Source organism: Marilutibacter maris (genome assembly GCF_006546735.2).
Lineage (GTDB): Bacteria > Pseudomonadota > Gammaproteobacteria > Xanthomonadales > Xanthomonadaceae > Marilutibacter > Marilutibacter maris.
The window spans coordinates 49,248-61,569 of sequence record NZ_VICD02000242.1; the positions used below are offsets into that span (position 1 = coordinate 49,248).

General features: G+C 65.3%; 12 protein-coding genes and 2 pseudogenes. 9 read left to right on the forward strand and 5 right to left on the reverse strand.

Going from position 1 to position 12,322, the window contains the following annotated elements; translation table 11 throughout:
- Positions 1-136 precede the first annotated feature (136 nt).
- The 7 genes from FKV24_RS14230 to FKV24_RS14260 all read left to right on the forward strand — a co-directional run bounded on the left by FKV24_RS14230 (position 137) and on the right by FKV24_RS14260 (position 8,984).
- Entirely contained in the window at positions 137-868 is a 732-nt protein-coding gene (locus FKV24_RS14230) for a TorF family putative porin (RefSeq protein ID WP_141482851.1), read from the forward strand.
- 12 nt (positions 869-880) lie between these two features.
- The gene (locus FKV24_RS14235) at positions 881-973 is read left to right on the forward strand and encodes a potassium-transporting ATPase subunit F (protein ID WP_141482852.1); all 93 of its coding nucleotides are present in this window, start codon (positions 881-883) and stop codon (positions 971-973) included.
- Positions 974-1,039: 66 nt separating this feature from the next.
- Positions 1,040-2,797, forward strand: coding sequence for a potassium-transporting ATPase subunit KdpA (gene kdpA / locus FKV24_RS14240; protein WP_141482853.1), 1,758 nt, complete (start codon positions 1,040-1,042; stop codon positions 2,795-2,797).
- Positions 2,798-2,864: 67 nt separating this feature from the next.
- A complete protein-coding gene (kdpB, locus tag FKV24_RS14245; RefSeq protein ID WP_425481646.1) occupies positions 2,865-4,886 on the forward strand; it encodes a potassium-transporting ATPase subunit KdpB in 2,022 nt (673 codons plus the stop codon).
- Positions 4,887-4,947: 61 nt separating this feature from the next.
- A complete protein-coding gene (kdpC, locus tag FKV24_RS14250; RefSeq protein ID WP_141482855.1) occupies positions 4,948-5,499 on the forward strand; it encodes a potassium-transporting ATPase subunit KdpC in 552 nt (183 codons plus the stop codon).
- Positions 5,500-5,583: 84 nt separating this feature from the next.
- Positions 5,584-8,253 carry a sensor histidine kinase gene (locus tag FKV24_RS14255; protein ID WP_141482856.1) on the forward strand — a complete coding sequence of 890 codons (2,670 nt, stop codon included), beginning with the start codon at positions 5,584-5,586 and terminating at the stop codon, positions 8,251-8,253.
- Complete coding sequence (locus tag FKV24_RS14260) at positions 8,250-8,984, forward strand: response regulator (protein WP_141482857.1); 735 nt, start codon at positions 8,250-8,252, stop codon at positions 8,982-8,984. The genes FKV24_RS14255 and FKV24_RS14260 overlap by 4 nt, the downstream gene beginning before the upstream one ends.
- Before the next feature lie 165 nt (positions 8,985-9,149).
- On the opposite strand, the gene FKV24_RS20255 is transcribed toward FKV24_RS14260, so the two are convergent.
- Complete coding sequence (locus tag FKV24_RS20255; RefSeq protein ID WP_170288325.1) at positions 9,150-9,386, reverse strand: helix-turn-helix domain-containing protein; 237 nt, start codon at positions 9,384-9,386, stop codon at positions 9,150-9,152.
- Between the two features lie 87 nt (positions 9,387-9,473).
- On the opposite strand from FKV24_RS20255, the pseudogene FKV24_RS14270 reads away from it, so the two are divergent.
- Positions 9,474-10,586: pseudogene (locus tag FKV24_RS14270) on the forward strand (IS3 family transposase).
- Between the two features lie 216 nt (positions 10,587-10,802).
- Positions 10,803-11,012: a hypothetical protein gene (locus tag FKV24_RS19945; protein WP_249041031.1), complete on the forward strand. Its 210-nt coding sequence runs from the start codon at positions 10,803-10,805 to the stop codon at positions 11,010-11,012.
- Between the two features lie 21 nt (positions 11,013-11,033).
- Here the strand turns inward: FKV24_RS19945 and FKV24_RS20260 are convergent.
- From FKV24_RS20260 to FKV24_RS20265, 4 genes and pseudogenes are all read right to left on the reverse strand, one after another.
- Positions 11,034-11,150, reverse strand: a pseudogene (locus FKV24_RS20260) (hypothetical protein); the annotation flags it as partial.
- Positions 11,150-11,347: a hypothetical protein gene (locus tag FKV24_RS14280; protein WP_141482859.1), complete on the reverse strand. Its 198-nt coding sequence runs from the start codon at positions 11,345-11,347 to the stop codon at positions 11,150-11,152. The gene FKV24_RS14280 and the pseudogene FKV24_RS20260, both read right to left, overlap by 1 nt.
- 93 nt (positions 11,348-11,440) lie before the next feature.
- The gene (locus FKV24_RS14285) at positions 11,441-11,788 is read right to left on the reverse strand and encodes a hypothetical protein (RefSeq protein ID WP_141482860.1); all 348 of its coding nucleotides are present in this window, start codon (positions 11,786-11,788) and stop codon (positions 11,441-11,443) included.
- 2 nt (positions 11,789-11,790) lie between these two features.
- The gene (locus FKV24_RS20265) at positions 11,791-12,000 is read right to left on the reverse strand and encodes a Mor transcription activator family protein (protein WP_141482863.1); all 210 of its coding nucleotides are present in this window, start codon (positions 11,998-12,000) and stop codon (positions 11,791-11,793) included.
- Between the last annotated feature and the right edge of the window lie 322 nt (positions 12,001-12,322).

Here is a 12,322-nt window from a genome sequence, read left to right on the forward strand (position 1 = left end):
CCGGCGTTCAGTTGCGGCGGGGGCATATCTTTACGACAAATTTATGGGCTAGCGTTGGTCTTGGCATAGAAACTTTACGCGGCATCGATCGAGACTTTCCGGCGTGGCCGACCCGGCCTCGCCATCGTTGCCCGACATGCGCTTCATCCGTCCCTTTATTGATATCTCCTGCTCCCGGCCAGCGCATCTGCTCGCCTCCTGTGCTGCTCTCGGACTGCTGACCGTCGCCACCTCGGCCCAGGCCGTCACGGCTGGCGGCTCGGCGGCCCTGACGTCCGACTATGTCTGGCGGGGCACCACCCAGACCCAGGGTGATCCAGCGGTGCAGGCCGGCTTCACGCTCTCGGGCGATTCGGGCTTCTACGGTTCGGTCTGGGGTTCGAACGTCGAGTTCGGCCCCGAGACCCATGCCAGCAGCGAACTCGATCTGACCCTGGGCTGGGACGGCGTGCTGTCGGACGCCTGGTCGCTGGACGTGAACCTGCTGCACTACCGCTATCCGTCGACCACGGTCGATCTGAACTGGACCGAGCTCAACGGCAGGCTGACCTATGCCGACCGTTACTGGCTGGCGCTGGGCTACTCGCCCGAGGCACTGGGCAGCGATGGCGACGGCGTCTATACGCAGCTCGGCGCCCGTTTCCTGGTCGGCGAAACCCTCGCGTTTGAAGCGGCGGCCGGCTACTACGCACTCGACGACGTTTACGACGACAGCTACTGGCACGCCCAGGCCAGTGCGGTCTGGAAAGTGAAAGCACCCTTCGAGCTGCGTCTGACCGCCCATGCCACCGACTCCGCCGCCGAGCGCATGTTTGGCGACGAGCTCGCTGGCAGCCGCATCGAAGCGGCGGTGCAGGCTTCGTTCTGAGGAGGACGCTCCATGCCCAGTTTGCTCGCATTCGTGTGTGGACTTTCGGTGATCGCCGCAGCGGCCTACCTGCTGTTCGTGATCCGACGTCCCGAAAACTTCTGATCCGGTGCCACTGCATCACAACCCCGGCCGGCGCGCGGACCGCCGCGGCCGGGCAAGGAAACGATCATGATTGAAGCTGTTCTCGTATTGGTCCTGGCGGTCGCCCTCGGCTGGCCGCTCGGACGCTATCTCGCCGGCGTGATGCGCGGCGACCGCTCGCGGCTGGACATGGTGTTCGTGCCGGTCGAACGGGTCGTCTACAAGGCGCTCGGCACCTCGCCCGGGCGCGGCATGAGCTGGCGCGGCTACGCCAGGGCCTTTCTGCTGAGCAATCTGGCGCTCGGTGCAGTGGTGTGGGTGATGTTCATGACCCAGGCCTGGCTGCCGCTGAACCCGGACGGCATCCCGAACATGCGCTGGGACACTGCGCTGCACACGATGGTGTCGTTCCTCACCAACACCAACCAGCAGCACTACTCCGGCCAGGCCGAGCTCAGCTACCTGTCGCAAGGCGTCGCCATCGTCGGCCTGCAGGTGGTCACCCCGATGATGGGCCTGGCGCTGGTAGTGGCGACGCTGCGCGGGCTGTTTGGCGGGCGCCAGGCAATGAGCACACGGGGGAAGACCGGAGCGCAGCCTTCGTCCACGGTCATGCGGGCGGATGAGGGCGCGCCCCGGGATCTGGGCAACTTCTGGGTCGATGTGACCCGCGCGACACTGCGCTTCATGCTGCCGCTGTGCCTGCTGTGGTCGGTGTTGCTGGCCTCGCAGGGTGTGCCGGCAACGCTGCAGGGAGGTCCGACGGTAGTGCCGATCGACGCCAGCGCCGGCATGGCCGAGCAGAAGATCCCGCTCGGCCCGGTCGCACCGATGGTCGCGGCCAAGCAACTGGGTACCAACGGCGGCGGCTGGTACGGCCCCAACAGCTCGGTACCGCTGGAAAATCCGACCCCGTTTTCCAACTTGCTGGAAACCCTGGCGCTGATCCTGGTCCCGGTCTCCCTGACCTTCATGGCGGGCGCCTTTACCGGACGCAGCCGCCTGACCGCGCTTGTGTTCAGCAGCATGCTGCTGATGTCGATCGTGTCCGGCGGCGCCGCGATCTGGTCCGAGGGCCACTCGGCCACAACCGCCGATCCGGCACTGATGGAAGGCAAGGAGGTGCGCTTCGGCGCCGATGCCTCGGCCCTGTGGGGGGCGCTGACCACCCAGACCAGCAACGGCTCGGTCAACTCGATGCACGATTCGCAGGCGCCGCTGACCGGCGGCGTGTTCATCGCCAACATGCTGATCAACAGCATCTGGGGCGGTGTCGGCTGCGGCTTGCAGCAGTTCCTGGTCTATCTGCTGTTGAGCGTGTTCCTGGCCGGGCTGATGACCGGGCGCACACCGGAGCTGTTCGGCCGCAAGATCGAGGCCCCCGAGGTCCGTCTGCTTGCCCTGCTGATCCTGCTGCAGCCGCTGGTGCTGCTCGGCTTCACCGCCGTCACCGTTGCGGTGCCGGCACTGACCGGCAATTCTAACCCCGGTTTCCATGGCATCAGCCAGGTTTTCTACGAATACACCTCGGCGTTCGCCAACAACGGATCGGGCTTCGAGGGCCTGGGCGACGCCACGCCATGGTGGAACCTGACCTGTGTGCTCCTGCTGATCCTCGGCCGCTACCCGGCGCTGATCGTGCCGCTGGCCGTGGCCGGGTTGATGGCGCGCAAGCGGGTGGCGCCGGAAGGCAGCGGCACGCTGCGGATCGAGACGCCGACCTTCGCCCTGACCCTGATCGCCGTGGTCGTCGTACTGACCATCCTGCAATTCATGCCGGTCCTCGTGCTCGGGCCGGTCGCCGAACACCTGACCCTGACCGGCATTCCGGTCGCCGGCCCGTGAGGTAATGAACGTGACTCAACTCCCTTCATCCGCTCAATCCCACCTGGGTACAGCCCGTCGGCAGTCGCTGGCGGGGCTGGACCGCGCCGCGATCCGTGCGGCGCTGGTCGATTCCTTCCGCAAGCTGTCGCCGCGGCAAGCGCTGAAAAGCCCGGTCATGGCGGTGGTGCTGCTCGGCACCGTGCTGTCGGCCCTGATCGCCGCGTTCGGGTCCGGCAGCGCCGGCTTCGGCCTGGTGGTGACCCTGATCCTGCTGGTTACCGTGCTGTTCGCCAACTTCGCCGAGGCCATTGCCGAGGCCCGCGGCCGAGGCCAGGCGGCCTCGCTGCGGGCAGCGCGACGGGATCTGATCGCCCGCCGGTTGGACGGCAGCGACCGCAACGCCGGCGAATCGCGTGTGGCCGCCTCGGCCCTGCGGCCCGGTGATCGGGTGATCGTGTCCGAGGGGGAGTTCGTGCCCGCCGACGGCGAGATCATCGAAGGTCTGGCGACCATCAACGAGGCTGCGGTCACCGGCGAATCGGCTCCGGTGCTGCGCGAGGCCGGTACCGACCGTTCCGGCGTGATCGGTGGCACCCGGGTACTCTCGGATGAGATCATCGTCCGCGTCAGCGCGGAGCCGGGGCACAGCTTCCTCGACCGCATGATCGCCCTGGTCGAGGGCGCCAACCGGCAGAAAACGCCGAACGAGATCGCCCTGACCATGCTGCTGGCGGCGATGACCCTGACCTTCCTGATCGTGGTCGCGACCCTGCCGGCGCTGGCCGGGTTCGTCGGTGCGCAGCTCGACCCGCTGCTGCTGATCGCGCTGCTGGTGTGCCTGATCCCGACCACCATCGGCGGCCTGCTGCCGGCGATCGGCATCGCCGGCATGAACCGGGCGTTGTCGGCGAACGTGCTGGCCAAGTCGGGCAAGGCGGTGGAAATCGCCGGCGACGTCGATGTGCTGCTGCTCGACAAGACCGGCACGATCACCCACGGCGACCGCCAGGCGACCGCGTTCCATCCGCTGGCCGGCGTCGATGCCGCCGAGTTGCGCGACGCGGCCCTGCTGTCTTCACTGGCCGATCCGACCCCGGAGGGCAAATCGATCGTCGCCCTCGCCCGTGAACAGGGCAGCCGGGTGAATGAACCCGAGCGGGCCCACTACGTGCAGTTCACCGCGCAGACGCGAATGTCGGGTGTCGACCTGCTCGGCGTCGACAACAAGCCGCGGACGATCCGCAAGGGCGCGGTGGACGCGGTTTCCGCCCACGTGCGGGCCCTTGGCGGTGAGGTCACTGCGGAGCTTTCTGCCCGCGTCGAACAGGTCGCACGCGGCGGCGCCACCCCGCTGGTCGTGGCCGATGGCCGCTATGTGCTGGGCGTGGTCGAGCTGTCGGACGTGGTCAAGCACGGGGTCAAGGAGCGCTTTGCCCGTCTGCGAGAAATGGGGGTCAGGACGGTGATGATCACCGGCGACAACCCGCTCACCGCTGCCGCGATCGCCGCCGAGGCGGGCGTCGACGACTACATTGCCGAAGCCCGGCCCGAGGACAAGCTCGCCCGTATCCGCAGAGAGCAGGCCGCCGGCCGGCTGGTGGCGATGGTGGGCGACGGTACCAACGATGCCCCGGCACTGGCGCAGGCCGATGTCGGCCTGGCGATGAACTCCGGCACCCAGGCGGCAAAGGAGGCCGGCAACATGGTCGACCTGGACAGTGATCCGGCCAAGCTGCTGGCGGTGGTCGAGGTCGGCAAGCAGCAGCTGATCACCCGCGGCGCGCTGACCACGTTCTCGCTGGCCAACGATGTGTCCAAGTACTTCGCGATCCTGCCGGCACTTTTCGCTGCCGCCATTCCGTCGATGGCGGGGCTCAATGTCATGCAGTTGTCGAGCCCGACCAATGCGGTGTTATCGGCGTTGATCTTCAATGCCCTGGTGATCCCGGCGCTGATCCCGCTGGCGCTGAAGGGCGTGCGCTTCAAACCGGCCTCGGCGGTGTCGCTGCTGCGCCGGAACATGCTGGTCTACGGACTGGGCGGCGTGCTGCTGCCGTTCGTGGCCATCAAGCTGATCGACCTGGTCCTCGTGACCTTCGGAGCCTGAGATGACGACAACCACTCACCACCATGCCGCGGCACTGGATGATCGCGTCAAACCACGCACGATGATCGTGTTCGCGGCGATCGTCCTGATCGGTTTCGGCCTGCTGTACTCGCTGGCCGGCACCGTGCTCGGGCGCATGCTGTTCCCGCACCAAGCCACCGGAAGCCTGGTCGTGGTCGACGACCAGGCGCGCGCTTCGGCGCTGGTCGCGCAACCCTTCGCCGATCCGCGCTACTTCCATTCGCGGCCCTCGGCGGCGGACTACGACCCGATGGGCGTGGCCGGCAGCAACCAGTCCCGCACCAACCCCGAGTTGCGCACGCGCATCGCGGCTCTGACGGCGGAAGTGGCGCAGCGTGAAGGCATCGCGGAGGCGGATGTGCCCGGCGAACTGGTCACCCAGTCGGGTGGCGGCATCGATCCGCACCTGTCGCCGGAAGGTGCGCAAGTGCAGATCGCGCGTGTCGCGCGCGAACGCGGCCTGAGCGAGAGCCAGGTTTCCGCGCTGGTTGCCGAACACACCGAGATGCCGACCTGGGGAATGCTCGGGCAACCGCGCGTCAACGTAGTGCGGCTCAATCTGGCACTGGATGCCCTCACTGACGGGGCCTGACGACGTGTTCCACCCGCGCATTTCCTCCATCGGTCCTGCCGGGTGCATTCCCGGCCGGGCCATCGCGTGCCGCACAATGTCCCCATGAGCGAATCCCGCAGTGCCCAGGCCGACGCCCTGATCGGCGAACTGGACCGGCAACGGGCCGGCCGTCTGACCGTGTTCCTCGGCGCCGCGCCCGGGGTGGGCAAGACCTACACCATGCTCGCGCGCGCGCGCGAACTGCAACGACGCGGTGTCGACCTGGTGGTCGGCATCGCCGAAACCCACGGCCGAAGCGAAACCGCGGCACTGCTCGAAGGGCTGGTGGTCATGCCGCGCAAGCGCATCGAATACCGCGGTCGGACTCTGGAGGAACTTGACCTCGACGCCGTGCTCGAACGCAAGCCGCAACTCGCCCTGATCGATGAACTGGCCCACCGTAACGTGCCGAGCAGCCGCCACGAGCGGCGCTGGCAGGATGTGGCCGAGTTGCTCGATGCCGGCATCGATGTCTACACCACGGTCAACATCCAGCACCTGGAAAGTCTCAACGATGTCGTCCACCGCATCACCGGCGTGCGCGTCAGCGAGACCGTGCCGGACGCGATGTTCGACCGCCTGCGCGACATCGCCCTGGTCGACCTGCCTCCGCGCGAGCTAATCGAACGCCTGCAACAGGGCAAGGTCTACGTCCCGGACCAAGCCGCGCATGCGCTCAAGGCGTTCTTCTCACCTAGCAACCTGACGGCGCTGCGTGAGCTGGCGATGCAGACCGCAGCCGATCGCGTCGACGTCGATTTGCGCGAGGCACAGAGCGCCCGGGGCCTGCCCGGCACCCCGATCCGGCGCCGAGTGATGGTCGCGATCGACGGTCGTGGCCAGTCCGAGTACATGGTCCGCGTCGCGCGCCGCCTTGCGGAACGGCGTGATGCGCCCTGGACCGTGGTCACCGTGCAGACCGGCGGTGTACCCGAAGAAACCCGCCAGCTGGAACTCGATCGTGCCTTCGCGCTCGCTCGTCGGCTCGGTGGCGATACAGCGGTCGTGCATGGCGACAGCGTGGTCGACGCGCTGCTGGATCACGCCAACCGAATCGGCACCAGCGCCCTCGTGCTCGGCCGTACCCGCGAACGACCGTTCGCACGGATGTTCAATCGCACCATCACCCAACAACTGCTCCAGCGCGGTGCGCATTTCGAGCTGACCATCATCAGTCCGCCCGAAGCGCGCGCCCGGGCCCGCCGTTCATTGCGCGGCCTGGGCAATTATCTGGGACGTCATGACGCGATCTGGGCGGTAGCTGCCGCCGCCGCCGGGACTGCGCTCGGCGCCATCGGTGAACGCTGGCTTGGGCTGACCGATCTGTCGATGGTGTTCATCGTCGCCGTGCTGCTGGTGGCCGCACGCACGCGGATGACGGCGGCGGTGATTGCGGCGACGTTGTGCTTTCTCGCCTACAACTTCTTCTTCATCGAGCCGCGTTACACGTTCTATATCGGCGCGCGGCAGGGCGTGGTAACCGTCGTCCTGTTCCTGGTGGCCGCGCTGGTAGCGGGGCGGCTGGCATCGAAACTGCGCATGCAGGTGTTGGCGCTGCGCGCGGCCAATGCGCAGGCGACAACGCTGCAGACGTTGGGCCGGCAACTCGCCGCTGCCGCAGATCTGGGCCAGGTCCTGCAGGCCGGTCGTGAAGCGTTGCATCGAGCTCTTGGCGCGGAGATCGTGATCGAGGCGGGTCCCGAAAGGTCGCAGGGAGCAGATGTTCCCAGGCTGGGCGACAAGGACCGCGTGGCAGCCGCTTGGGTCGTCCAGCACGGTGAGATGGCGGGACGCTTCACCGATACGCTCACCGGCTCGGAGTGGTGGTTCCTGCCGATGAAGATCGCAAGGAAGGCGAACGGCGTGGTCGGCCTGCGATTCCCCTCGCACGTACATCACCTCGGCATCGAGCAGCGCCGCCTCGCCGAGACGATGATCGAGGACATTGCCCAATCCATCGTCCGGACCCGGCTGGTCGCCGACCTGGAAGATGCCCGGGTGAGCAGCGAAACCGAACGATTGCGTTCGGCGTTGCTGTCCTCGGTGTCGCATGATCTGCGCTCGCCGCTATCGGTCATCATCGGTGCGGCCAGTAGCCTCGACAGCTATGCCGAGGTGCTGAACCGCGAAGATCGCCACGCACTGCTGGAAACGATCCGGGTCGAGGGCGAGCGGCTCGATCGCTACATCCAGAACCTGCTCGACATGACCCGGCTTGGACACGGCGGATTGACCCTCAACCGCGACTGGATCGGCGTCGGTGAGCTGATCGGTTCGGCCGTGTCGCGATTGCAACGGTACGAGCCAGGGGCTAGGTTCGAAATCGCAGTGGAACCCGGCCTGGAACCGCTCTGGGTGCACCCGGCCCTCGTCGAACAAGCACTGTTCAACGTGCTGGAGAACGCCGTCAAGTTCTCGCCGCCTGGCGAAGCTGTGGAAGTGGATGCGCGCAGGATCTATGGCGACACACCGGCCGGTAGCCTCCGCATCGACATCCACGACCACGGCCCCGGGATTCCCGAGGACGAGCGCAAGCGGATCTTCGACATGTTCTACAGCGTCGAGCGGGGTGATCGCGGCCGCCAAGGCACCGGCCTGGGGCTGGCGATCTGCCAAGGCATGATCGGCGCGCATGGCGGCAGCGTTGCGGCGCTGCCGGGCGCGGGTGGCCGCGGTACCGTGATCAGGATTACGATTCCAAGAATCGAACCCGAACCCCGCACGGTCCCATGACCCCATCCTTTTCGTCAGCACAGGGTGCCGCGCCGCCGGCGCGGGTCCTTGTCATCGACGACGAGCCCCAGATCCGCAAGTTCCTGGACATCAGCCTGCGCGCGCAGGGCTATGCGGTCGCGCTCGCCGATTCGGGTGGCACGGGACTGGAGATGCTGGCGACCGGCGGAGCCGACCTGGTCATCCTTGACCTCGGTCTGCCCGACCGCGACGGTCACGATGTGCTGCGCGAACTGCGGCAGTGGTCCTCGGTGCCGGTGATCCTGCTGACCGTGCGTTCGGGCGAGAAGGAGAAGGTCATGGGCCTGGATGCAGGCGCCAACGACTACGTGACCAAGCCTTTCGGCGTGCAGGAACTGATGGCACGTGTCCGCGCCCTGCTGCGTACCCACGCTGCACCGGCCGAAACAGCGCCGGTGTACGACGACGGTATGCTCCACATCGACCTGGCCCGCCGGGAGGTCCTGTTGTCAGGCAAGTCGCTCGTGCTCACCCGCAAAGAATATGCCCTGCTGGCCTTGCTAGCCCAACATGCGGGCCGCGTCGTCACGCAACCGCAGATCCTGCGCGAAGTCTGGGGGCCGACCCATGAGGAGGACACCCACTACCTGCGGATCCTGGTTGGCAAGCTACGCCACAAGCTTGGCGATGATCCGGCATCGCCGCGCTGGATCGTGACCGAGCCGGGGGTGGGATTGAGGCTTGTTGCTCCCGCAGGTGCCGGTATCTGAGCTTTGTGGTGGCTGAAGTTCCATTTCCGGCCAAGAGTTGACAATCGAACGCCCACGAAGCACTACTCGATTCACTTGATCGGCGCAAGAGTATGCGTGGCGGCGATTGGCGCAGAGCCAACACACTAACTAGGAAGCTTTACAGATACTTGCGTGCTCGGCAGTTCAGCGATGAGCCTCTCTGAATTCAGTCGGAGATTCTCCGACGTTCTTCCGGAAGAAGTTGGCGAAGTTCGTGGCTTCGTCGAATCCGAGGTTCTCCGCGACTTGGTAGATAGGTCGGTCGGTACATGCTAGTAGGCGTTTCGCATCGAGCGTAATGCGCCGCGCGATGAAGCCTTTCGCACCGAGACCGGCAACATCCCAGGTCGCTCGATTCAGGCTCTTTTGGGTACACCCCAACGCGCTTGCGTGACCTCCTCCCTGTGATTCGGACCTGCCAGAAGTAGAGAGTTCGGCGACACTCAGGCCCGAAGGAGGCCCGTCGCCATGAAGAAGTCAAAGTTCACCGAAGAACAGATCGCGTTCGCCCTGAAGCAGGCCGAGAGTGGAGGAGATCTGCCGAAAGATGGGCATCAGCCAGGCCACGTTCTACGCCTGGCGCAAGAAGTTCGGAAGCCTCGGGGTGGCCGAGCTGCGCCGCCTGCGTCAGCTGGAGGAGGAGAGCCGCAAGCTCAAGCAGTTGGTAGCCGACCTGAGCCTGGACAAGGTCATGCTGCAGGACGTGCTGTCAAAAAAGCTCTGAGGCCCGCGCAGCGCAAGACGCTCGTGGGCCATCTGATCAATCAATACCGCATTGGTGTGCGCCGTGCCTGCGGCGTGGTCAAGCAGAGTCGTGCAGCATGGTACTACCAACCCCAGGAGAGCGATGATGGTCCACTGCTTCGACGGATCGAGGAGATTGCCGCCACGCGGGTCCGCTACGGCTTTCGTCGGATCTTCGTACTCCTGCGCCGGGAGAGCTGGACAGCCAACCATAAGCGCGTGTATCGGCTGTACTGTCAGGCTGGACTCAATCTGCGGCGCAAGCGCCCGCGTCGACGCAAGGCCGCGGCACATCGCCTGGAAGGCATCACGCCGACGGCCCCCAACCAGGTCTGGAGCATGGACTTCGTAGCCGATGCCTTGTTCAATGGGTGCCGCTTCCGGGCCCTGACGGTGGTGGACAACTTCAGCAAGGAGTGCCTGGCCATTGAAGTCGACCAGCAACTCAAGGCCGAGGACGTAGTGGCAGTGATGGAGCGTCTACGCCATCAACGCCGTCTGCCCCAGCGGATCCAGACCGACAACGGCAGTGAGTTCATCTCGATCGCGATGGATCGCTGGGCTTACGATCATGGCGTGACCATGGATTGTTCCCGTCCGGGCAAGCCGACCGACAACCCGTTCATCGAATCGTTCAACGGCAGTTTCCGCGACGAGTGCCTTAACACCCACTGGTTCCTGTCACTGAATGACGCCCGCCGGAAGATCGAAAGCTGGAGGGTCGATTACAATCATTTCCGGACGCACTCGTCGATCGGAGACGTCCCGCCGGCCGAGTTTGCCGCCCGGTTCAGCTCCCAACCCAAGGCCGAATTTTCCAGTTCTGCTCGGACCTAGTATTGGGAGGGGGTCAAAATCCCGGACTTCCTCAAGAATGACTGGTACGGCTATCGGGGGCAGGTCATGCGTAGTTCGATAGCTATAGGAGCATCGGAGCCTCCCCCTGAGATCCTGCTAGTGTGCAGGGGTGAGATGCTCAGGGGGTAAGGGAGCGACGTTCAAGCCGGAAGGCGCCGGAAGACCTGGGATATCTCTAGAAGGCTTGCAAAGCTATTGCGGCTCGCGCAACGGCTGTTCGAGCTCCGCGAGCTCCTGAAGCAGTTGATGCTCGCGCACCCGAAGCCGACCAAGCTCAGCCACGATCGCTTCGGCTCGCTGGTTCCGGCAGGGCTGCCCGACACCTGCACGACTGACGATCGCAGCAACGTCGCCAGCTCCAGCATCAACCTCACGCAGGCTTTGCCCGTAAGCGTGAACAGCTGATCTCCCAACAACGTGGCCCTTTCCTCTCAGCCACGCCGACAGGTCGGCATACCCGGAATATCCGTTCGCACGAATCCTGTCGTTGAGCTCTGTGAGCAGATCCTGCGGGAGCTTGAGGAGCTTGGACGAACGGGGCATCAAGCTTCCTTCGGGGACTGTGCCGGAAGCTCCAACCAGGAGCTGTAAGGCAGATTGATGAACTTCTTTGCGGCCTGGGCGTGTGTCCACCTGATGGTGAAGTCTTCCCAGTCGCCATCGACCAAGTCTATCTCGACGATACGCCAAACTTCCAGCGCCTCGTTTAACCACCACATGGGTTGGATCAGCGGCTTCATAGCGATGCCTTCAAAGGTGCGAACTTCACCCCATCGAGGCCAAGAGTTCATGATCAGACTTCCTCGGTGGTGAGCACCTGCTGCGAGACAAGGTTAGCGCCCTTCGCGGGTGTTGGCGTTGATGATCGCTCGGTTCCGGCTGCGCCACTCCTCAACAGGCTCTAGGGGCGCATCAGCATTGGCGACTAGACGCGAACAATGGCCGAGACCAGACCATCTCGCGTAGGGATGGCCGGCGAAGAGCTTGGTGAGCTGCGCCTGGCAGGCCTGGACGACATGTGGATCCCGGTGGGTACAGCAGGTGAGCAAGACCATTTCGATCACATCCTGCTTCCCAGGCCATGAGAACGATGGACATTCGATCTTCGGCGCAGCCTCAACCACCGCGGTGAAGTCGTGAAAGATCACCTCAAACAGCTTGGTGCTACCCCACTGGCTCATGGTCAGGCCTCCTCTGCGGTGAACAACCGCTGCTGACGCAAGTCCCGGTCGCGACTATCAGCGCGGCGTAGGAGCTTGGACATGCCGCGCTCGGTCACGCTGTAGTCCCTGGTCAGCGGGGTGATCGTAGCATCCCGGCCATGGACCTCCAGTATCTCGCGATCGCGCTGGGAGAGCTTGTAGGCGTGGTCCGCAGGACCTGACCGTCCCAGTCCTCGGCCAGGCCTTCAGCCACGGCGGCGCCGATCTGTTCGGCGACAGCATCGGGCAGGCCATGCTCGCGGACGACCGCGGCCTCCCTAGCGGACCTGATGCGACCCGCCCAGGGGCGGATGATCGTCTCGATCAACGCCCCCCCCCCACGTCCGCTGGGTGTTCGACGGCTTCAACCTGCCCCCCTCCAGATCCGCTACTCGATCGGCGGCCCCCACCGGAGCGAGCAACTGGCGGGGAGCTGATCGTGAAGTCCCGGGCCGACAGCCAGGCTCAGCAGATGTGACCCTCGACCGTAGCGGAATGCACCTCGTGCAATTC